This is a genomic window from Arthrobacter sp. NPDC093125 (assembly GCF_044754225.1).
In the GTDB taxonomy this organism is placed as follows: domain Bacteria; phylum Actinomycetota; class Actinomycetes; order Actinomycetales; family Micrococcaceae; genus Arthrobacter.
This window is the reverse complement of sequence record NZ_JBIVOQ010000009.1, coordinates 84,005-104,602: the sequence shown is the minus strand read 5'-3', so window position 1 is coordinate 104,602 and position 20,598 is coordinate 84,005. Positions and strand designations below refer to the sequence as shown.

At 64.0% G+C, this 20,598-nt stretch carries 18 protein-coding genes; 6 read left to right on the top strand and 12 right to left on the bottom strand.

The features are described 5' to 3' along the window. The first annotated feature begins 76 nt into the window (after nucleotides 1-76). Nucleotides 77-478: a DUF3817 domain-containing protein gene (locus ACIP9X_RS16105; protein ID WP_400480755.1), complete on the top strand. Its 402-nt coding sequence runs from the start codon at nucleotides 77-79 to the stop codon at nucleotides 476-478. Here the strand turns inward: ACIP9X_RS16105 and ACIP9X_RS16100 are convergent, their stop codons facing one another. After that, the gene (locus ACIP9X_RS16100) at nucleotides 479-916 is read right to left on the bottom strand and encodes an RDD family protein (RefSeq protein ID WP_400480754.1); all 438 of its coding nucleotides are present in this window, start codon (nucleotides 914-916) and stop codon (nucleotides 479-481) included. Nucleotides 917-1,213: 297 nt separating this feature from the next. On the opposite strand from ACIP9X_RS16100, the gene glnA (ACIP9X_RS16095) reads away from it, so the two are divergent. Then, nucleotides 1,214-2,638 carry a type I glutamate--ammonia ligase gene (gene glnA, locus ACIP9X_RS16095; protein WP_400480753.1) on the top strand — a complete coding sequence of 475 codons (1,425 nt, stop codon included), beginning with the start codon at nucleotides 1,214-1,216 and terminating at the stop codon, nucleotides 2,636-2,638. Nucleotides 2,639-3,399: 761 nt separating this feature from the next. Here glnA (ACIP9X_RS16095) and ACIP9X_RS16090 read toward each other — a convergent pair. The 6 genes from ACIP9X_RS16090 to glnA (ACIP9X_RS16065) all read right to left on the bottom strand — a co-directional run bounded on the left by ACIP9X_RS16090 (nucleotide 3,400) and on the right by glnA (ACIP9X_RS16065) (nucleotide 10,162). After that, on the bottom strand, nucleotides 3,400-3,672 hold the full coding sequence (locus tag ACIP9X_RS16090) for a DUF6221 family protein (protein WP_400480752.1): 273 nt from the start codon (nucleotides 3,670-3,672) through the stop codon (nucleotides 3,400-3,402). Between the two features lie 677 nt (nucleotides 3,673-4,349). Beyond that, entirely contained in the window at nucleotides 4,350-4,703 is a 354-nt protein-coding gene (locus ACIP9X_RS16085; RefSeq protein WP_400480751.1) for a hypothetical protein, read from the bottom strand. A 53-nt stretch (nucleotides 4,704-4,756) separates the two neighbouring features. Further along, complete coding sequence (locus ACIP9X_RS16080) at nucleotides 4,757-5,272, bottom strand: GNAT family N-acetyltransferase (protein ID WP_400480750.1); 516 nt, start codon at nucleotides 5,270-5,272, stop codon at nucleotides 4,757-4,759. A 33-nt stretch (nucleotides 5,273-5,305) separates the two neighbouring features. Beyond that, nucleotides 5,306-5,737 (bottom strand): VOC family protein, encoded by a 432-nt coding sequence (locus ACIP9X_RS16075; RefSeq protein WP_400480749.1) that lies wholly within the window; start codon nucleotides 5,735-5,737, stop codon nucleotides 5,306-5,308. A gap of 63 nt (nucleotides 5,738-5,800) precedes the next feature. Further along, entirely contained in the window at nucleotides 5,801-8,812 is a 3,012-nt protein-coding gene (locus ACIP9X_RS16070) for a bifunctional [glutamine synthetase] adenylyltransferase/[glutamine synthetase]-adenylyl-L-tyrosine phosphorylase (protein WP_400480748.1), read from the bottom strand. Between the two features lie 9 nt (nucleotides 8,813-8,821). Beyond that, the gene (gene glnA, locus ACIP9X_RS16065; protein WP_400480747.1) at nucleotides 8,822-10,162 is read right to left on the bottom strand and encodes a type I glutamate--ammonia ligase; all 1,341 of its coding nucleotides are present in this window, start codon (nucleotides 10,160-10,162) and stop codon (nucleotides 8,822-8,824) included. Between the two features lie 279 nt (nucleotides 10,163-10,441). Here glnA (ACIP9X_RS16065) and panB point away from each other — a divergent pair, with 279 nt between their 5' ends. Next, the gene (panB, locus tag ACIP9X_RS16060) at nucleotides 10,442-11,350 is read left to right on the top strand and encodes a 3-methyl-2-oxobutanoate hydroxymethyltransferase (protein WP_400480746.1); all 909 of its coding nucleotides are present in this window, start codon (nucleotides 10,442-10,444) and stop codon (nucleotides 11,348-11,350) included. 30 nt (nucleotides 11,351-11,380) lie between these two features. On the opposite strand, the gene ACIP9X_RS16055 is transcribed toward panB, so the two are convergent. Continuing rightward, complete coding sequence (locus ACIP9X_RS16055; RefSeq protein ID WP_400480745.1) at nucleotides 11,381-11,545, bottom strand: SPOR domain-containing protein; 165 nt, start codon at nucleotides 11,543-11,545, stop codon at nucleotides 11,381-11,383. A 160-nt stretch (nucleotides 11,546-11,705) separates the two neighbouring features. Here ACIP9X_RS16055 and map point away from each other — a divergent pair, with 160 nt between their 5' ends. Then, complete coding sequence (gene map, locus ACIP9X_RS16050) at nucleotides 11,706-12,584, top strand: type I methionyl aminopeptidase (RefSeq protein WP_400480744.1); 879 nt, start codon at nucleotides 11,706-11,708, stop codon at nucleotides 12,582-12,584. Between the two features lie 86 nt (nucleotides 12,585-12,670). After that, nucleotides 12,671-13,474, top strand: a complete 804-nt coding sequence (ppgK, locus tag ACIP9X_RS16045) for a polyphosphate--glucose phosphotransferase (protein WP_400480743.1) — start codon at nucleotides 12,671-12,673, stop codon at nucleotides 13,472-13,474. A 154-nt stretch (nucleotides 13,475-13,628) separates the two neighbouring features. Here ppgK and nrdR read toward each other — a convergent pair whose 3' ends face one another. The 3 genes from nrdR to ACIP9X_RS16030 all read right to left on the bottom strand — a co-directional run bounded on the left by nrdR (nucleotide 13,629) and on the right by ACIP9X_RS16030 (nucleotide 16,282). After that, nucleotides 13,629-14,126: a transcriptional regulator NrdR gene (gene nrdR, locus ACIP9X_RS16040; RefSeq protein ID WP_400480742.1), complete on the bottom strand. Its 498-nt coding sequence runs from the start codon at nucleotides 14,124-14,126 to the stop codon at nucleotides 13,629-13,631. A gap of 116 nt (nucleotides 14,127-14,242) precedes the next feature. Further along, nucleotides 14,243-15,619: a histidinol dehydrogenase gene (gene hisD / locus ACIP9X_RS16035; RefSeq protein ID WP_400480741.1), complete on the bottom strand. Its 1,377-nt coding sequence runs from the start codon at nucleotides 15,617-15,619 to the stop codon at nucleotides 14,243-14,245. Nucleotides 15,620-15,679: 60 nt separating this feature from the next. Further along, nucleotides 15,680-16,282 (bottom strand): hypothetical protein, encoded by a 603-nt coding sequence (locus ACIP9X_RS16030; RefSeq protein WP_400480740.1) that lies wholly within the window; start codon nucleotides 16,280-16,282, stop codon nucleotides 15,680-15,682. A gap of 180 nt (nucleotides 16,283-16,462) precedes the next feature. On the opposite strand from ACIP9X_RS16030, the gene ACIP9X_RS16025 reads away from it, so the two are divergent. Beyond that, a complete protein-coding gene (locus ACIP9X_RS16025; RefSeq protein WP_400480793.1) occupies nucleotides 16,463-16,921 on the top strand; it encodes a flavin reductase family protein in 459 nt (152 codons plus the stop codon). A gap of 69 nt (nucleotides 16,922-16,990) precedes the next feature. Here ACIP9X_RS16025 and dnaE read toward each other — a convergent pair whose 3' ends face one another. After that, nucleotides 16,991-20,548, bottom strand: a complete 3,558-nt coding sequence (gene dnaE, locus ACIP9X_RS16020; protein ID WP_400480739.1) for a DNA polymerase III subunit alpha — start codon at nucleotides 20,546-20,548, stop codon at nucleotides 16,991-16,993. Nucleotides 20,549-20,598 lie beyond the last annotated feature (50 nt).

The window sequence follows — 20,598 nt, the reverse complement described above, 5'->3', positions numbered from 1 at the left end:
CTTTCATTTGCCAGACACCGGCGGAAGCTGCATGCTGCCCGCGTCCGCCGAAAACACCAACAGAGCCGGAGATCCTGTGAAAGCACCGTCAACCACCGCCGTCGTACGCATCTTCCGTATGCTCGCCCTTGCAGAAGCGTTCAGCTGGGCAGCGCTGCTGGCCGGCATGTACTTCAAATGGATCGCCAAGACCACTGAGCTGGGCGTGGAAATCGCCGGCCCGATCCACGGGGCACTGTTCATCGGCTATGGCCTGACGGCCCTCGTCCTGTGGCGGCTGCAGCGTTGGCCGTTCCTCGTTGCGCTTTTCGCCGGTTTCTCGGCAGTCCTGCCGTTTGCCACAGTGCTGTTCGAACGCTGGGCGGAAAGCCGCGGCTACCTGACCGCGGCGGGCGCAGCCCCCGCTGGCAGGCAGGCAGCGGCGGAGGAGGAACGGAGCGTCAGGGAACCGGCCGGCGAAGAAACCGCCGACGTCTAGCTACATGCGGACCAGGACGGTCTTCGCGGCCTTGTCGTGCAGACCCCGCTGGTCCGGATCGAAGATCACGGCGGGAATGACCAGGCACAGCAGCAGCGTACGGACCAGGGCTGCCAGGGGGCCGGCGGGCGTGCCGCCGAGCCGGACCACATGGATCCCCATGGCGCGGTGGCCGATGCTGTAGCCGAGAGTTCCAATCAGCAGGATTTGTTCTGCTGCGAAGACCGCGAGTGTTGCCCACGAATCGCCCGAAAAAAGGAAGTTGCTGATCAGCAGGGCCAGGGTCCAGTCAATGACGATCGCCACGATCCGGCGCCCGGCGCGGGCAATGGATCCGCGACCCGATTCCGGAAGTCCCAGGCGCTCCCCCGGGTACTTGGAAATGCCGGATGTGTCCGGTCCGCTCAGCCAGGAACCAATGTCTCTGCGATCTACCACCGTCCAAGTTTACCGGTCAGTTGTCCCGTCCCGCGCAGTCCCGGCTCCCGAATCGTGGATGCGGATAGACCACAGTGTGGACACCGTATAGCGTTTACATATCAGGCGGTTATGTAACCTGCCGGAAACAAAGCCGACACGGACGGGAAACCCCTTGTCCCTAGGGTGGTAACAGTTGCCAGCGAGCTGGAGGCGGGGGCACTTTTGTGTTTTTCGCCTGTTCCACTGCGCTGCACCACGATTGCGCTGGACCACATAGGCCTCCAGCCAGTTATTACATATGCGTAAGGAGCATAGATGTTCAAGACTGCGGACGAAGTCCTCAAGTTCATCCAGGACGAAGATATTAAGTTCGTCGATATCCGCTTCACCGACCTTCCTGGCGTGCAGCAGCACTTCAACGTGCCGGCCAAGAGCGTCGACGCTGATTTCTTCGTCAACGGCCAGCTCTTCGACGGATCTTCCATCCGCGGCTTCCAGGGCATTGCTGAGTCTGACATGCAGCTGATCCCGGATGTCACCACCGCATTCCTGGACACGTTCCGCATGGAGAAGACCCTTGCGCTGAACTTCTCCATCGTGAACCCCCGCACCGGTGACCCTTACCACCGCGACCCCCGTGGCGTAGCCGAGAAGGCTGAAGCCTACCTCGCCTCCACCGGCATCGCAGACACCGCCTTCTTCGCTCCCGAAGCAGAGTTCTTCGTCTTCGACAACGTGCAGTACCAGTCCTCCCCCGAGGGCAGCTTCTACAAGATCGACTCCGAGGAAGCCCACTGGAACAGCGGCCGCGAAGAAGAAGGCGGAAACCTGGGCTACAAGACCCCGGTCAAGGGCGGTTACTTCCCGGTCTCCCCCACCGACAAGCAGGCTGACCTGCGTGACGCCATGTGCGTCGCCCTGGACGAGGCCGGCCTTGAGGTCGAGCGCAGCCACCACGAAGTCGGCTCCGCCGGCCAGGCTGAGATCAACTACAAGTTCACAACTCTGACCCACGCGGCTGATGACCTGCAGAAGTTCAAGTACGTCATCAAGAACACCGCTGACGCCTGGGGCAAGTCCGTTACCTTCATGCCGAAGCCGGTCTTCGGTGACAACGGCTCGGGCATGCACTGCCACCAGTCGCTGTGGAACGGCGGCCAGCCGCTGTTCTACGACGAGAAGGGCTACGCCGGCCTGTCCGACACCGCCCGCTGGTACATCGGCGGCCTGCTGAAGCACTCTTCCGCCGTCCTGGCCTTCACCAACCCGACGGTCAACTCCTACCGCCGCCTGGTCAAGGGCTTCGAGGCCCCGGTCAACATGGTCTACTCGCAGGGTAACCGCTCCGCCGGTATCCGCATCCCGATCACGGGCACCAACCCGAAGGCCAAGCGCATCGAGTTCCGCGCTCCGGACCCCTCCTCCAACCCGTACCTGGCGTTCGCTGCCCAGCTGATGGCCGGCATCGACGGTATCCGCAACCGCATTGAACCGCCGGCTCCGATCGACAAGGACCTCTACGAGCTCCCCGCCGAAGAAGCCAAGGACATCCCCAAGGCTCCGGGCACCCTCGAGGAAGCCCTGGAGGCCCTGCGCGAGGACAACGAGTTCCTGCAGGCCGGCGGCGTGTTCACCCAGGACCTGATCGACACCTGGATCGAGTACAAGTACGAGAACGAGATCCGTCCGCTGTCCCTGCGCCCGAACCCCTACGAGTTCGAGCTCTACTACGGCGTCTAGCTAAAGCAAAGGGCTAAACCAGGTTTAGTCCGCAGAGAGTCCGCACGGGCTGCCAGCACTTCCGCAACGGCAGCCCGTGCGGACTCTTCTTTGTCTGGCCACATATGGCCGTACGCATCAAGAGTGGTCTTGGCAGAGGAATGCCTGAAACTCTTCTGGAGCCACCTTCACGTCAAGGTCTTGGGCAATGAGCAGTGAAGCAAAGTAATGCCGCAGGTCATGACCCGACCGCGATGGTGTCCTCTAAGACCTATGAACGGATTACGCCCTCAATTTGGAATACTAAGGATACTGACGGTAGCTTGGCCCCAGTGCTTCCGCGGCCCCCAATTCGCGTGGCACTGACCGAGAAGAACCCCGCAACGCCAGACACGATGCGGGGTTCTTTGCCGTCCAGCTACTGCAAAATATCACTTGTCCAGAGGACATTTTGCCCACTCCAGCATCGTCGAACATCCCATCAGCTCGGAAAGAAATGATGCTGCGTGCGGTGCTTAGTTCTACTCGGTCCCGTCCTCGTACGGCACCCACGAAGCTATTGCCTCTGTCGGCTCTGGTGCTTGCATGGCATGCCTGTAGGTCAAGACGTAACGTCCCTCAGGAAGATCCATCGGGAAGTCCGGTGTTTCTTGAAGGTCGGACTGTCCGTCCTTGTCTCCACCTCTATAGACCACGTTCAGCTTCATAGCCGCAACGGTAGAACACGAAGACACCTTTAGTAAGACCCCGGCCTGCCAGCACCTTTTCGACATGAAGGGTACTCAAGGTCGCCATTCTTCCCGGTAGTCGGGGTGGCCAGCGTAGACCTCGGCGACGATGCGGAGGAACTTCTCCATGTAGTCCCGGTCGCGGGATGGTTCGTTGTCCCAGTCGATGCGCTCGTGGTGGGCGATGATCTTCCGCTTCGCCTCGCACTCGGCGAAAGCTCGGAGGTCAGCCTTTGCTTCGGTCATGGCAAGCTGTTCAAGTTCTCGCCGCGCTTCTGTCTCGTCCTCGGCGATGCGGGCATTGAGGAAGTCGATGATGTCGCTCATGTCGTTCATCCTGCCATTTCGGCGGCCCGCTCTGCCCCCCACGCGCGGAGCGGGCCACCTAGCGCCGCCGTAGAGCCCGAATGGGCCGTTACGGTGACGGTAGGCGCGATGCTACGGCAAGCACATGAACGGCGTGTAACCCGGCAGCAGGCTGATCAAGTTGAGTTGCTAAATAAGAGCTAGGTATCACTGGCAATCCTCGCATGTCCCCCAGTTGCGGGGATTGCTTAGTTACTTAGTTAATAGGGCGGTGGCCCGCCCTCATTGGGGTGCAGGGCGGGCCACCTAACCGAAGCCGCAGAAAGCGTGCATCAATTGCGGACGACGGCTGCACCGGACTATACGCACGGCGGATCAAGGACAGCTCAAGACATCCGCCAGCTACCGCGACAGGCGTAGACGAATGCAGGCCGGCTCGCGGCATTTTCGGAACCCAGTAAATTTCCCCCACTGGATAGAAGTACTGCATCTAGAGAGTTTCAACGGTCTACAGCCAGAGCAATAAGCATTGTCCAATTCGAGCTCTACTGCGGCCTCTAGCCAGTCCCGTTTTATCAGGTAGCAACGGCAATACCGAAGAGAACCCCGCATCGCCGAAGCGGTGCGGGGTTCTCCGCTGCCCGGCTGAAACACCGTTCCAGCAGCGGCTCTATAAAGGGCCGTGCTAAAAACCGCTGCTACTGGGAATCAGACTTCTGTTCCCGGTCAAGGAGGTTCTTTTTGAGCTCGTCGAACTTCTCCTTGATGATCTTCTCCGCGTCGGAGATGGTCTTTCCGGCATTGCTGAGCGGATCAAGCTGCAGGTAAACGTGCTGGCCGACCGGAAGATCATACTCATCCTTCAGGTGGGTTCCGCCTCCCACGCCTTCCAGCGTCAGGTACACCTGGGCTTCCGTGCGTGCAATACCCGCGATCTTTCCGAACACCACCGTGAAATCGTTCGACTGAAAGCTCACCGACTGCCCGACATGGGTCCTGTCCAGCTCGCCAGCCGCCACTGCCTTCTCGGACGGACTTCCGCTGTAGTTCATGAACTTCTCCTAAAGGTCGAGGAACACGTACTCCAGCAGTCTATAAGCACTCTTCAGAACCCTGCGTACATGGTCCGTTGCGGACCTGCGTCACCGCCCAGGTACAGTCCGCGGTCCTCAAAACCGGCCTTGCGGTAGGCGCCAATGCCGGCTTTGTTGCGCTCATTGACCGAAAGCACGACGCCGGACTCTCCGCTTCCCTGCCTCGCCGTGAGTTTTGCGGCGGCAGCCACAGCTGCTGCCGCGGCTGCCGTCCCCAGCCCCCTCCCCTGCCGGATCCGGTCGATAAGGAACCCTCGGAGCAGCCAGACCGAGTGGTCATCCGGCCATCCTGCCAGTGTCGCCGCACCCGTCTGCAGGGTCAGCACGCCGGCAGCCTCCCCGCCGGACTCGATCACATAGGGACGGCGTGACTCCTCTTCCAGCCCTGCCAGCATCATCCGCAGAGGATCGCCGACAAAGTCATTCTGGCCCGCGCCCAGCTCCATCATGGCCACTTCGCCGAGATGGATTGAGCGGGCATCGTCGTCAAGGTCCTTCAGGGAGATCAGCCAGATGTCGGGAAGCATGTTCTGAGACTACCCGCGTCCCGGGCAGCGTCATTAGGCCTCGGCGGCGGAGGCCGCAACATCCGTCTGGGGACCGGCCGGGTCCATCCACATGACCTCCCAGAGGTGACCGTCGAGGTCCTCGAAACTGCGGCTGTACATGAAGCCGTAGTCCTGGGCGGGCTGGGACGAGGAGCCACCGGCGTCGATCGCCTTGTTGTACATGCCGTCAACACCCTCACGGCTGTCGGCGGAAAAGGCCATGATCACCTCGGTGCTGCCTTTGGCATCCACGATGTCCTTCGAGGTGAAGGTCTTGAAGAAGCCCTCGACCAGCAGCATGACGTAGGCATTGTCATTGATGATCATGCACGTGGCGTTTTCATCGGTGTAGTCCGGGTTGAAGGTGAACCCGAGCGCCGTGAAGAACGCCACCGATTTGTTCAGGTCCGAGACAGGGAGATTTACGAAAATTTGGGTAGCCATGGGGCCAACCTAGCACCCGCCCCAGAGCATGTCAGCCCTCCGGAGCGCGTTCCACCGCGGAGGTCAATGACCGTAGAAGACCTTCTCGAAGACAGCCCGCGCGCGCCGGCTCACACGCAGATAGTTCTCCTCAAATGCCGTGGCCATCCCTTCCTCGTACCCGCACCACCGCGCCACCGCTTCCAGGTCCCGGCGTGAGGACGGCAGCAGGTCCGAGGCACGCCCCGTCCAGATGACGTTGGCGGAGCGGATGCGGCTCGCGAGCCGCCAGGCCTCGGCCAGCAACCCGGCGTCGGCGGCTTCGATGAAGCCCAGGCCGGCAGCGGCCTCCAAGGCCCCAAGCGTCGACGTCGTCCTCAGCTCCGGGTGCTGCCCCGCGTGCTGCAGCTGAAGCAGCTGCACGAGCCATTCAACGTCGCTGAGTCCGCCCCGGCCTAGCTTGAGGTGCCGGGCAGGGTCGGCGCCCCGCGGCAGGCGTTCGGACTCCACCCTGGCCTTGATGCGCCTGATCTCCCGGATGTCCGCCTCGGCGAGCGACTCCGGGTACCGGATCGGATTGATGAGCCTGAGGAAGTCATCCGCGAGCCGGTCATCCCCGGCGATCGGCCTGGCGCGCAGGAGCGCCTGCGCTTCCCAGACCAGGGACCACCGGCGGTAGTACTCGGCGTACGATTCCAGCGACCGCACCATCGCGCCGCTCTTGCCCTCGGGGCGCAGGTCCGCGTCCACCGAGAGCACGCGCTCTGCCATGATGGCCGGCCGCAGCGGCTGGGTGAGGAGGCTGGAGACATGGCCCACGATCTTTGCCGCCTGCTCCTGGGCTTCACCGTCCGCGTAGCCGGGCAAGGCGCGGTGCACGTACAGGACATCGGCGTCGGATCCGTAACCGATTTCTTTGCCGCCCTGCCGGCCCATGGCCACCACCAGCACCGCGGTCTTCAGGGGCCCTGCCGCCGACACAATGTTCTCGGCCACGCGCAGCGCGCCGAGGATAGCGGCGCGGTCAGTGTCGGCGAGGGCCTCACCCACCTGGTCCTGGGCGAGCAGTCCGGCGCTGTCCGCGATGGCGATGCGCAGGATCTCGCGCCGCCGGATCAGCCGGATCAGCCTCATGGCGCTTTCCGGCTCGGCGTGGCGGGACATCTTGGACACGATTTCCTGCCACTGCGCCTCGAAACTCAGCGGAGTGAGGTCCTTGTCTGACCCCAGCCAGGCCACGGATTCGGGCGACACTTCCAGAAGGTCGGCAATGAGCCGGGAATTGGAGAGCATGTGGCAGAGCCGCTCTGCCGCTGCGGCGGAGTCCCGCAGCATGCCGAGGTACCAGTGCGTGGTGCCAAGGGCTTCACTGATACGGCGGAAGGCGAGCAGGCCGGCGTCGGGATCCACGCCTTCGGCGAGCCAGCCCAGAAGGATGGGCAGCAGCTGCCGCTGCAGGGCGGCGCGCCGGCTGACGCCCGCCGTGAGCGCCTCGATGTGCCGCAGGGCGCCCTGCGGATCCCGGTAGCCGAGCGCGGCAAGCCGGCCCTGCGCTGCCTCAGGGGTCAGGCGGGCATCCTCGCTGCTCAGTTTCGCGGCGGTGTTGAGCAGCGGACGGTAGAAGATCCGGTCGTGCAGTTCCCGGACCGAGCGCTTTGTCTTCTGCCAGGCAGCCATGAGGGCGTCGGGGTGCGGCCGGTCGGTGGAGAACGGGCCCAAAACGGCCTTGGCCAGGGCACGCAGCGCAGGTTCCTTGACCGGCATGAGGTGGGTGCGGCGCAGCTGGAACAGCTGGATGCGGTGTTCCAGCAGCCGCAAGTACCGGTAGGCGCGGTCGAACGCGGAGGCGTCCGCCCTGCCGATGTACCCGCCGGCTGACAAGGCAGCGATCGCGGATGTCGTGTCACGGCACCGCAGCGACTCGTCGGATTTTCCGTGCACAAGCTGGAGGAGCTGCACCGTAAATTCGACATCCCGCAGCCCGCCGCGGCCCAGCTTGATCTGGCGCTGCTCCTCTGCGGCGGGGATGTGTTCAGTTACGCGCCGGCGCATGGCCTGCACCGACTCGACAAATCCGTCCCGGCCGGCGGACGACCATACGAGCGGCGAAACGGCTTCTTCGTACCGGCTGCCCAGGTCGGCGTCGCCGGCAATTGTCCTGGCCTTCAGGAGCGCCTGGAATTCCCAGCTCTCCGCCCAGCGGGCGTAATAGCTCCGGTGTGAATCGAGCGTGCGGACAAGCGGCCCGGACTTGCCCTCGGGACGCAGGTTGGCATCCACTTCCCACAGGCCGGGCTCGCGGGCCGGGGAGGAAATTGCACGCGAGATACCCGAAGCCAGCGCGGTGCCGACGCTGCTTGCCCGCGCGTCCTCCAGTTCCCCGGCCTCCACCACGTAAATGACGTCGACGTCGGAAATGTAGTTGAGTTCGCGGGCACCGCACTTGCCCATGCCGATCACAGCAAGGCCGACGTCGGCAACCTCCTCCGGGTTGAACTGCGCGCCCGCCTCCGCACGGGAGACGGCCAGGGCGGCTTCGATGGCAGCGCCGGCCAGGTCAGCGAGTTCGGCGCCGACGGCCGGCATGAAGTCCAGCGGGTCCGCCGCGCAGAGATCCTTGACGGCCAGGTCGACCACGCCGCGCCGGTATGCGGTGCGCAGGGCCTCGTATGCCTCGGGGCCGGTGATTCCCGCAACCGGACGGGAGGCCCTCGGGTCTGCCTGCACGGATTTCAGCAGCCCCGTGCGCAGCTCGTCAGCCGGCGCCTGGATGGGTTCCGGGCTGACCTTGACGTCGAAGGCTTCCAGGTGTTCCGGGTGCCGGATGAGGAACTCGCCCAGAGCTTCGCTGGCACCCAGGACCCGGTAAAGGGGTTCACTGGTGTCAGTGTCAGCGGCCGCCAGTTTCCTCAGGTCCGGATGCTTTTCAATCAGCCGGACCAGCGATTGCAGCGCAGCATCCGGGCTCGCGGCGAGCTGAAGACCGGCGAACAGCACGTCCTGGTCGATGCCCTCAAGTTCCGGGGCCGCGAGGAACCGCTCGCCCTTCTCCAGGTCACTGAAGCCGGCGGAGATGAGGCGGCGGGCCAGGCTCACGGCAACCGCCTACAGGATCGCGAGGTTGCGCTGCAGTTCATACGGCGTCACCTGAAGTCGGTAGTCCTGCCATTCGGCCCGCTTGTTGCGGAGGAAGTGCTCGAACACCTGCTCGCCCAGAATCTGCGGCATGAGCTCGGAGTCCTCCATGCTGCGGATTGCGTCATGCAGGCTCGCGGGCAGCGGGTCGTGGCCCATGGCCCGCCGTTCCGCTGAGCTCAGCGACCAGATGTCGTCTTCGGCCGCGGCGGGAAGCTGGTAGCCCTCCTCGATGCCCTTGAGCCCGGCACCCAGAAGCACGGCGTAGGCGAGGTACGGGTTGGCGGCGGAGTCGATGCCACGGTATTCGATGCGGGCGGACTGTCCCTTGCCGGGCTTGTACAGGGGCACGCGTACCAGTGCAGAGCGGTTGTTGTGGCCCCAGCTCAGGTAGCTGGGGGCCTCTCCTCCGCCCCACAGACGCTTGTAGGAGTTCACGAACTGGTTGGTCACGGCGGTGAATTCCGGGGCGTGCTTGAGGATGCCGGCGATGAACTGGCGGGCGGTCTCGGACAGCTGGAACTCGGAACCTGCCTCATAGAAGGCATTGGTGTCACCCTCGAACAGCGAGAAGTGTGTGTGCATGCCCGAACCCGGGTGGGCCGTGAACGGCTTGGGCATGAAGGTCGCGTAGGTTCCCTGCTGGAGCGCCACCTCCTTGATCACCGTACGGAACGTCATGATGTTGTCCGCGGTCTGGAGGGCGTCCGCGTAGCGGAGATCGATCTCGTTCTGGCCGGGGCCGGCCTCGTGGTGGCTGAACTCCACGGAGATGCCCACCGACTCAAGCATGGTGACGGCCGTGCGGCGGAAGTCCTGGGCCACGCCGCCGGGCACGTGGTCGAAGTAGCCGCCTTCATCCACGGGAATCGGGGCGCCGTCCGGTCCGGGCTGCTGGGACTTCAGAAGGTAGAACTCGATTTCGGGGTGCGTGTAGCACGTGAAGCCCATGTCGGCGGCCTTGGCCAAGGTGCGCTTGAGGACGTTGCGGGGGTCAGCGGCGGAGGGCTCGCCGTCGGGCGTGAGAATGTCGCAGAACATCCTGGACGTCTGCTCGGTTTCGCCTCGCCAGGGCAGGATCTGGAAGGTGGCCGGGTCAGGCTGGGCGAGCATGTCTGATTCGAACACCCGGGCCAGGCCTTCGATGGAGGACCCGTCAAAGCCCAGTCCCTCTTCAAACGCGCCTTCAACTTCAGCAGGCGCCAGCGCCACCGATTTGAGTGAACCCACGACGTCGGTGAACCACAGACGCACAAAACGTACGTCGCGCTCTTCGATCGTGCGCAGGACAAACTCTTGCTGGCGGTCCATGAAGGCCTCTTCTCCGGGTCAACGTCCATGCCCCGGCCCAACGTAATTAACGAGGCCGGCGGCAGCTCACGATTCACTTTACTCAGCATTCAGTCCCGATGTCGGCGCAGGTGTACCGCGTAACACAGCGTTAACACGCACAGCAGCCGCAGGCGCCCCTAAATGCACCAAAGGGTGTTTTGCAGGGCCTGGTGTAGCACGCCCCTGTGAGCGGAATCACCCGGCCCCGGCAGAGGCCGCGGTAGCTAGGACAACGGGTCTCGGTTTACGCTCTAGCCTATGGCCTCCACCAGCAGCAGTCCTGACTCGAGCGCGTCCGCAGAAGTACCCGCCCCTTACGGCAACGGTCCTGCGGCGGGGGGACCGCCGTCGTCGGGAGCTCCCCGGAAACCGGCTGCCAGGATCCGCACGCACCACTTGCAGCAGGCGAAGGCCAACGGCGAGCGTTTCGCGATGCTGACGGCGTATGACCAGTACACGGCGGAGATCTTCGACCAAGCCGGCATCGAGGTGCTGCTCGTGGGTGATTCGGCGTCGAACAACGTTTTCGGCAATGAATCCAGCCTCCCTGTCACCGTTGACGAGCTGCTCCCCCTGTGTCTCGCCGTGGCCCGGTCCGCAAAACGCGCCCTGGTGGTGGCGGACCTGCCGTTCGGCAGCTACGAGGTGTCCGCCCAGCAGGCAGTCGCCACCGGCGTGCGCTTCCTGAAGGAAGGGCTCGCACATGCCGTGAAGATTGAAGGGGGCGCGTTCTACGCTGATACTGTCCGCGCCATGGTGCAGGCCGGCATTCCCGTCATGGCGCACATCGGTTTCACGCCCCAGAGCGAACACTCGCTGGGCGGCTACCGCGTGCAGGGCCGCGGTGACGATGCAAAGCGGTTGATCGACGACGCCGTAGCGCTGGCTGACGCCGGCGCCTTCTGCGTGCTCATGGAGATGGTTCCGGCCGAGACGGCCGCGGCCGTCGATGCCGCCGTCGGCGTGCCGACCATCGGAATCGGCGCAGGAAATGTCACCACCGGCCAGGTGCTCGTCTGGCAGGACATGGCAGGCCTGCGGGGCGGCAAAATGGCCAAGTTCGTCAAGCAGTATGCGGACCTGCGGACCACCCTCAGTGATGCAGCCAAAGCTTACGGCGACGACGTCCGGTCGGGGCAGTTCCCAGGCCCGGAACACTCGTTCTAGGGGCCCGTTTTCCAGCGGTCCGTCAGGAAGCTAGTCCTCGTCGCCCTTTTCCCACGCCTCATTGCGGGCATGGACCTTCTCCAGGGCGTGTTCGGCCTCTTCCCGGGTTTTGTACGGGCCGATGAGCTGGGTCCAGTCCGACATGGCGTCCTCTTCGACCTCATGCGTCTTCACGTTGTACCAGTACTGGGGCATCGAGTTCCTCGCTTCCGCTGGGCGGCCGGTCCTTTGCTTTCAGTCCGGCGCCGTTGCTTTCAGTATGGCGCCGGAGTGATCCACGTAACGTAGAACGCCGCGGGGCCCCGGTGCCGCATTAATTTACATGCCAATCTGCCCTGCCTTATATGATCAATCTATGCCTTCCTTAGCCTCGACCGCACCAACCGGCACGCTGACCCCGGGATCCGTCAGCCCCCAGCGCCCGGTGCCCGCTTCCATACCGCGTCCTGAGTACGTCGGTAAGCCGGGGCCGGCCAAGTTCACCGGCTCTGAGGTGAAGTCGGCCGAGACCATTGAGAAAATCCGCGTCGCCGGAAAAGTCGCGGCCCAGGCCATCGTCGAAGTGGGGAAGCACATTGTCCCCGGCGTCACCACCGACGAACTCGACCGCATCGGCCATGAATTCCTGCTCGACCACAATGCCTACCCGTCAACCCTGGGCTACCGCGGTTTCCCCAAGTCCCTGTGCTCCTCGCTGAACGAGGTCATCTGCCACGGGATCCCGGACAGCACCGTGGTCAAGGACGGGGATATCCTCAACATCGACATCACCGCCTTCACCGGCGGAGTGCACGGGGACACGAACTACACCTTCCTTGTCGGGGATGTGGACGAGGAATCGCGCCTGCTGGTGGAACGGACGCAGGAATCGCTGAACCGTGCCATTAAAGCGGTTGCGCCGGGGCGGGAAATCAACGTGATCGGCCGTGCCATCGAGTCCTACGCCAAGCGTTTTGGCTACGGCGTTGTGCGTGACTTCACCGGCCATGGAGTCGGGGAAGCCTTCCACACCGGCCTGATCATTCCCCACTATGACGCCGCCCCTGCTTACAACACTGTGATCGAGGCGGGCATGGTGTTCACCATTGAGCCCATGCTCACGCTTGGCACCGTTGAGTGGGACATGTGGGCAGACGACTGGACGGTCGTGACGCGCGACCGCAAGCGCACCGCCCAGTTCGAACATACGCTGCTCGTCACCGAAACGGGTGCCGAGATCCTCACCCTTCCCTGACCCCTGGCCGTCACCTGCCACAGACTCCCCCGGCAAGCGACCCTTGCCCCGCCCGAGCCCACAACCCTGCCACGAACGGAATCCCATTGGCCAAAACGGACGAAAAGACCCACAAGAACGCACCGCTGATCGGCATCGACATCGGCGGTACCGGAATCAAGGGCGGCATTGTTGACCTGAAGAAGGGCAAACTGATCGGCGACCGCTTCCGCCTGGCGACGCCCCAGCCGGCCACCCCGGCAGCGGTCGTTGAAGTCGTTGCTAAGGTCGTCGAAGAACTGTCTGCGCGCCCTGACGCGCCGGAAGCGGACAGCCCGGTAGGCGTCACATTCCCCGGCATCATCCAGCACGGTGTGGTCCACTCTGCCGCCAACGTGGACAAGAGCTGGATCAACACTGACATCGACGCGCTGCTTACGGCACGGCTGGGGCGTCCGGTGGAAGTTATCAACGACGCCGACGCCGCCGGCCTCGCCGAGGCGCGCTACGGCGCCGGAGAGGGCGTCAACGGCACCGTCCTCGTCATCACGCTTGGCACCGGCATCGGCTCCGCGTTCATCTTCAACGGCCAGCTGGTACCGAATGCCGAGCTTGGCCACCTGGAGGTCGACGGATTCGACGCCGAAAGCAAGGCCTCTGCCGTGGCACGTGAGCGGGACGGACTCAGCTGGGAGGAGTACAGCGTGCTGCTGCAGCGCTACTTCTCGCACGTCGAGTTCCTGTTCTCCCCGGAACTGTTTATTGTCGGCGGCGGCATTTCCAAGCGTGCCGATGAGTACCTGCCGCGGCTGAAGCTGCGCACGCCCATCGTTCCCGCCAAGCTGAAAAACGAAGCCGGCATCGTAGGGGCAGCCCTTGAGATCGCCGTGAAGCACGAGCTCGCGAAGTAGATCCGGCCGGGGCAATGCCAGCGGGAGTAATTCCAGCCGGCGGAACGCCCGAACAGAAAACCGAAGGGGCAGACTTTACGTCTGCCGCCTTCGGTTTTTTACTGGAGCCGGTGTCGGCTTATGCGGCTTCCCCTCCGCTGCCGTCACCGGGAGTTTAGAGCGTGCTCTGTTCCGGGCTCTTGCCTTCGGCCCGCTTGGCGTCCACTTCTCCCTCATGCCGCAGCAGCGCAATGGCGGATTCGAAGTCTTCCAGTGATTCGAACGCCTGGTACACGCTGGCGAAGCGAAGATACGCCACCTTGTCGAGCTTCTGCAGCGGACCAAGGATGATCAGGCCCACCTCGTGGGCATCGATCTCCGCCGCCCCCGAAGCCCTGATGTTCTCCTCGACTTCCTGGGCGAGCATGGCGAGGTCGTCCTCGCTGACCGGCCTGCCCTGGCACGCTTTGCGGACACCGTTGATGACCTTGCTGCGGCTGAACGGCTCGCCGACGCCGGAGCGCTTGATAACGGAAAGGCTGGTGGTTTCGACCGTGGTGAACCGCCGGCCGCATTCGGGGCATTGACGGCGCCGCCTGATCGACGAACCATCGTCGGCCATGCGGCTGTCCACAACGCGCGAGTCAGGGTTGCGGCAAAACGGGCAGTACACGTTTGTTCCTTCCCTGTGCGCAGCGGCGGCGCGGGCGCGTGCCCGGCTTCTCTACCGCCACCAGTTTACGACTAGATATAGCCGAATAACAAGCCTGTAATTACTACATCTAGTGCTTAGCGTCCGTCGCTGAAACGCGCCGTCACGGCGTCGCCGTGGGCGGGCAGGTCTTCCGCGCCGGACAGGCTCACGATGTGGCTGCTGACCTCCCGGAGCGCCGACTCCGTGTAGTTGATGACCTGGATGGCGCGCAGGAATGTAGTCACGTTCAGACCCGAGGAAAACGCTGCCGTTCCGCTGGTCGGCAGCACGTGGTTGGAACCTGCACAGTAGTCCCCCAGGCTCACGGGGCTGTAGTCCCCGACGAAGATGGCCCCGGCGTTCCTGATGCGCGCCGCGACGGCAGGGGCTTCCGCCGTCATGATTTCAAGATGTTCAGCCGCGTACGCGTCGCAGGCGGCGATGCCCTGGTCAAGGCCATCCACCAGGACGACGCCGGACTGCGGGCCGGAGAGGGCCTCACGCACCCTTCCACTGTGCTTCGTCGCAAGGGCCTGGCGGTCAAGCTCCTCCCGCACGTCAGTGGCGAGCTGCTCCGAATCGGTAATCAGCACTGAGGCCGCTTTCGGGTCGTGCTCGGCCTGGCTTATCAGGTCAGCGGCAACGAAGGCGGGCCGGGCCGTGGCATCGGCCAGAATGGCAATCTCGGTGGTGCCGGCCTCGGAGTCGATCCCCACGACGCCCTTGACGAGGCGCTTGGCGGTTGCCACAAAGATGTTGCCCGGCCCGGTCACGACGTCCACGGGTTCCAGGGCGGCTTCACGCTCGGCGCCCTGCACGCCGTAGGCGAACGCTGCGATAGCCTGTGCGCCGCCGATCGCGTAGACCTCGTCAATGCCCAGCAGCGCCGCGGCCGCCAGGATGGTGGGGTGCGGCAGGCCGCCAAAGTTCTTCTGCGGCGGTGACGCCAGTGCAATGGATTCCACGCCGGCTGCCAGAGCGGGGACTACGTTCATGATGACTGACGACGGGTAGACGGCCAGGCCTCCCGGAACGTACAGACCCACCCGTGCGACCGGCACCCACTTCTGGCTCACGATGGCGCCCTCGCCCAAGGCGACGTCGACGTCGCCGGGGCGCTGGGCGTCAGCGAAGCGGCGGGCACGGCTGATGGATTCCTCCAAGGCGGACCGGACAGCCGGGTCAAGTCCGGTCAACGCCGACTGCAGCGCCTCGGCGGACACCCGCGGGTGCACCTGCTCCACGCCGTCGAAACGGAGTGCCAACTCTGTCAGCGCCGCATAGCCCCGCTCACGGACGTCAGTGATGATGGCCCCGACCTTCTGTTCGGCATCCGCGACCGTTTCGTGCCGGGCCCGCGGCACAGCCTCACGGAGTTCCGCGAGGCTCAGCCGGCGGCCACGAAGGTCCACGGTGCGGAAGTCGACGGTGGGGGAAGTCGGGCGTGCGGGGCTCTCCGGAGAAGTAGTCACCGGTTCATTTTACGCGCCCCGGAAGGCCGGACCGCGCTGCTGTGCATAGCAGCGCAGCTGTCATACACGGCCGCCGCTGTCTGCGCCCCGGTCCCGGGGCCGGTGCAGCACTTCGAGCAGGCTGATGGCGAAGTAGCCGCCAGCAACCGCCGCGGGCCACAGCAGCAAAGCCGGGTAGGCCCGAAGCGAGAAAGCGACGCTTGCGCTGGCCGAGGTGTCCTGCGGGCCGCCGAGCCAGTGGCCGGCCAGCAGCCCCGTCTGCCAGGCGAGCACTGCCGCCGCGGCACTGGCCGCGACGGACAGCAGCAGCATCCGGCGGGATCCTGCGTCCTTCCGGCCCGCCAGCAGCACAGCAACCACACAGCCCGCGACCATAAAAAGTCCCGCGAGCACGAGATCCCGCGGCAGCCACACCTGCGTGTTGGTCCCTGACGCGAAGGCTTCGTTGCCCGACAGAAGATTCAGGCCGCCGGGGGCAAGCACCCACCACAGGACACCTGCCGGCACTCCGGACCCGGCAATAACGGCTGGCCACAGCCACCCGCGTGTAGCGTGCTGCTGCCGCCGTGAACTGCGGGCAGCGCGCCGGGCCAAGGTGCGCCGCAGGGCAGCCTCCGCCGCTTCAGGTGGTCCGACAGGAGATGCGGGTGCGGGCGGGGTCATGAAGAAACGCTAACAAATGTTTGCGTGTGTTGAGCCGGATGGCCTTGCGGGAACAGGAATCAGCGTAACGCCGCGGCGGCCAATACTCTTGTAGTAGGACCACAACACCCCACCAGTCCAGCAGGGAGATCGATTACAGTGACCGCGGATGACGCTGCCTTTGAAGGCACGTTCAAGGAAATGTTCCGCCGCCATGCGGCGGGCGTTGCAATCATCACAGTGAACTACAACGGCGTTCCGTACGGGTTCACTGCGACGTCCGTGGCCTCGCTCTCCGCCAAGCCGCCGCGTTTCACCTTCAACATGGCACGCAGTTCGAGCTCCTGGCCGGCGGTGGCAAACACGACCTTTATCGGCGTTCACATGCTGGGCCTTGAGAACCAGGAACTGGCCGACCGCTTCGCGCGCACTAAGGAGCGCTTCGCCGGAGACCACTGGGCGCTGGGCCCGCATGAGGTGCCGATCCTCAAGGATGTTGCCGGCTGGCTGATCGGAAAGATCCAGATGCGCCTGTCCTTTGAAAACAACGCGGTGGTCGTGGTGGAAGTGGTGGAAGGCGAGGTGGGCGAGGACGGCACTCCCCTGCTGTACCACTCCGGCACATACGGACAGCCTGTGCCCCTGGACTACGAAATCTAAAGACTGCCAAATCTAGAGACTACGAACCCAGCTGGCCCGTCGGAGGTTCGCCGAACAACAAGCACCTGCCTAGAAGTCCAGGCACGCTGGCCCCAGCAGCACCTTCAGGTCCCCGAAGAGCGAGGGATTGGGATTGACCCGCAGGTGCACGGGCAGGGCCATGACCTCCACCCTGGTGTCACCCATGAGGTTAATTCGCACTTCGGAGTTTCCGCGGTGGTTACGCAGCACGTCGCCCAGTTCCGTGACCACGGCCTCGGTGGCTTTGTGAGTCGGCATCGTGATGACGATGGGACCGTTGGCGCCCTCACTCAGGTCGGGGACGGAGAGTTCCATGCAGTTCAGGGTGACGGCGCCGTCGTCGCGCCGCTGCAGGCGGCCCTTGACCACCACAATGAGGTCTTCGGCGAGGACGGATGCAATCGGTCCGTACACCTGGCCGAAGAACATCACTTCCATCGACCCGCCGAGATCCTCGATCTCGGCCCTGGCGTAGGCATTGCCGCTGGCCTTGGCGATTCTGCGGCTGAGCGACGTGATCATCCCGGAAATCGTCACGATGGCACCGTCCTGCGGCCCGTCCTCGGCGATGATCGAGGTGATGGACTGGTCGGCGTGCTGGCTCAGCAGCCCTTCCAGGCCCTGCAGCGGGTGGTCCGAGACATACAGCCCGAGCATGTCCCGTTCGAAGGACAGCTTGTCCTTCTTCTCCCATTCCGGAAGGTCCGGTATTTCAATGCTCAGGGACGCTTCCGATTCGGTGTCCTCGAAGCCCGCAAAGAGGTCGAACTGGCCGATCGCCTCGTTGCGCTTGAGCGTGATGACGGAATCGATGGCCTCTTCATGGACCATGGCCAGGGCGCGCCGGTGGTGGCCCAGTGAGTCGAAGGCGCCGGCTTTGATCAGGGACTCAATGGTGCGCTTGTTGCACACGACGGCCGGCACCTTCATGAGGTAGTCCTTGAAGGAGGTGTACGCGCCTTCCTTTTCGCGGGCGGCAACCATGGCTTCCACGACATTCACGCCGACGTTGCGGATGGCGCCCATCCCGAAGCGGATATCGTTCCCCACTGGCGTGAAGTTCAGGGCCGACTCGTTAACGTCGGGCGGCAGCACCGTGATGCCCATGCGACGGCATTCGTTCAGGTAGATCGCGGACTTGTCCTTGTCATCACCGACGGACGTCAGCAGCGCAGCCATGTACTCGGGTGCGTAGTGCGCTTTGAGGTACGCGGTCCAGTAGGAGATCACGCCGTAGGCGGCGGAGTGTGCCTTGTTGAAGGCGTAGTCGGAGAACGGCAGCAGGATGTCCCACAGGGTTTTGACGGCTTCCATGGAGTAGCCGTTGTCCTGCATGCCCTGGGAGAAGCCCGCGAACTGCTTGTCCAGTTCCGACTTCTTCTTCTTGCCCATGGCGCGGCGCAGGATGTCTGCCTGGCCCAGCGAGTAGCCGGCCAGTTTCTGCGCCACGGCCATGACCTGCTCCTGGTAGACGATCAGGCCGTACGTCCCGCCGAGGATCTCCTTGAGGGGTTCCTCGAGTTCGGGGTGGATGGGGATCACTTCCTGGATCCCGTTCTTGCGAAGGGCGTAATCCGTGTGGGCGTTGGCGCCCATGGGACCCGGCCGGTAGAGCGCCAGGACAGCGGAGATATCTTCGAAGTTGTCAGGCTTCATCAGCTTGAGCAGGGACCGCATCGGGCCGCCGTCGAGCTGGAACACGCCCAGGGTGTCGCCGCGTGCCAGCAGTTCGTAGGACGGTGCGTCATCGAGCTCGAGGTTTTCGAGATCCAGGTCGACCCCGCGGTTCATCTTGATGTTCTCGAGGGCATCGGAAATGATCGTCAGGTTCCGGAGGCCCAGGAAGTCCATCTTGATCAGGCCAAGGCCTTCGGACGTCGGGTAGTCGAACTGGGTGATGACCTGGCCGTCCTGGAAACGGCGCATGATCGGGATCACGTCGATGATCGGGTCCGAGGACATGATGACGCCGGCGGCGTGGACGCCCCACTGGCGCTTCAGGCCTTCAATGCCCAGTGCAGTCTCGAAAACCTTGGCTGCCTCGGGGTCCGTTGCGATGAGCTGCCGGAAGTCGCCGGCTTCGCTGTAGCGCTTGGACTCGGGGTTCTGAATGTCGGCGAGCGGGATGTCCTTGGCCATGACGGCGGGCGGCAGTGCCTTGGTGAGCTGCTCGCCCATGCTGAAGGGGTACCCGAGGACGCGCGAGGAGTCCTTGAGGGCCTGCTTGGTCTTGATGGTGCCGTACGTGACAATCATCGCGACGCGTTCATCACCGTACTTGCGGGTGACATAGTCGATAACTTCCGGACGGCGCCGGTCATCGAAGTCGACGTCGAAGTCGGGCATGGAGACGCGGTCGGGGTTGAGGAAGCGTTCGAAGATCAGGCCGTGCCTCAGCGGGTCGAGATCGGTGATGCGCATGGCGTAAGCCACCATGGAGCCTGCACCGGAACCACGGCCCGGTCCCACGCGGATGCCGTTGTTCTTGGCCCAGTTGATGAAGTCGGCAACCACCAGGAAGTAACCCGGGAAGCCCATCGAGGTGATGACACCGAGCTCATAGTCGGCCTGCTTGCGGACCTCGTCAGGGATCCCTGCGGGGTAGCGGTACTGCAGCCCCTTGTCCACTTCCTTGACCAGCCAGGATGTCTCGTCCTCCCCCGGCGGGCAGGGGAATCGGGGCATGTAGTTGGCGTCCGTGTTGAAGGACACCTCGCAGCGTTCGGCGATGAGCAGGGTGTTGTCACAGGCTTCCGGGTGGTCGCGGAAGAGTTCACGCATTTCCCGGGGAGACTTCAGGTAGTAGCCGCTGCCGGAGAAGGCGAAGCGCGAGCCGCCGTTGTCGTAGGTGGGTTCCAGCAGCGTGGAACCGGACTGGATGGCCAGCAGGGCCTCGTGCGCCTTGGCGTCGTGCTCGTGCGTGTAATGGAGGTCGTTGGTGGCTACGAGCGGGAGGTTCAGGTCTTTGGCCAGCCGCAGCAGGTCTCCGGTGACCCGGCGCTCGATGTCCAGGCCGTGGTCCATCAGTTCGCAGAAGTAGTTCTCTGCGCCGAAGATGTCGCGGAACTCCGCGGCCGCCTCCAGCGCCTCGCGGTACTGGCCAAGCCGAAGGCGGGTCTGAACCTCGCCCGACGGGCAGCCGGTGGTGGCTATGAGCCCTTCGGAGTACGTGTTGAGCAGCTCCCGGTCCAGCCTTGGCCACTTGCCGAAGACAGAGTCGAGCGAGGCAATCGACGAGGCACGGAACAGGTTCCGCATACCCACGTTGTTGTAGCTCAGGAGCGTCATGTGGGTGTAGGAGCCACCGCCGGAAACGTCGTCCTTGCGCTGGGATTCCTCGCCCCAGCGCACGCGTTCCTTGTCACCACGCGCGGTCCCCGGCGTCACATACGCTTCGACGCCGATGATGGGCTTGATGCCCTTGTCCGTGGCCTTCTTCCAGAAATCGAAGGCCCCGAACAGGTAGCCGTGGTCCGTGGTGGCGAGGGCGGGCATCCCCAGCCGCTCGGTTTCGTCGAACAGTTCGCCGAGCCGGGCCGCACCGTCCAGCATGGAGTACTCGGTGTGGGTGTGGAGATGTACGAACGAGTCATTGCTGGAAGTCACCGGACCATTCTAGTGCCGGTGCCCGACATCCACGGCGACCACGCGCACTG

What these genes read in the sequence shown, in the direction of transcription:
- map (WP_400480744.1), top strand. Translation starts at nt 11,706, where the DNA reads ATGCCTTCCTTAGCCTCGACCGCACCAACCGGCACGCTGACCCCGGGA.
- glnA (WP_400480747.1), bottom strand. Translation starts at nt 10,162, where the DNA reads ATGGACCGCCAGCAAGAGTTTGTCCTGCGCACGATCGAAGAGCGCGAC.
- ACIP9X_RS16055 (WP_400480745.1), bottom strand. Translation starts at nt 11,545, where the DNA reads ATGCCCCAGTACTGGTACAACGTGAAGACGCATGAGGTCGAAGAGGAC.
- ACIP9X_RS16085 (WP_400480751.1), bottom strand. Translation starts at nt 4,703, where the DNA reads ATGAACTACAGCGGAAGTCCGTCCGAGAAGGCAGTGGCGGCTGGCGAG.
- glnA (WP_400480753.1), top strand. Translation starts at nt 1,214, where the DNA reads ATGTTCAAGACTGCGGACGAAGTCCTCAAGTTCATCCAGGACGAAGAT.
- ACIP9X_RS16075 (WP_400480749.1), bottom strand. Translation starts at nt 5,737, where the DNA reads ATGGCTACCCAAATTTTCGTAAATCTCCCTGTCTCGGACCTGAACAAA.
- ACIP9X_RS16090 (WP_400480752.1), bottom strand. Translation starts at nt 3,672, where the DNA reads ATGAGCGACATCATCGACTTCCTCAATGCCCGCATCGCCGAGGACGAG.
- ACIP9X_RS16080 (WP_400480750.1), bottom strand. Translation starts at nt 5,272, where the DNA reads ATGCTTCCCGACATCTGGCTGATCTCCCTGAAGGACCTTGACGACGAT.
- ACIP9X_RS16025 (WP_400480793.1), top strand. Translation starts at nt 16,463, where the DNA reads ATGTTCCGCCGCCATGCGGCGGGCGTTGCAATCATCACAGTGAACTAC.
- ACIP9X_RS16030 (WP_400480740.1), bottom strand. Translation starts at nt 16,282, where the DNA reads ATGACCCCGCCCGCACCCGCATCTCCTGTCGGACCACCTGAAGCGGCG.
- panB (WP_400480746.1), top strand. Translation starts at nt 10,442, where the DNA reads ATGGCCTCCACCAGCAGCAGTCCTGACTCGAGCGCGTCCGCAGAAGTA.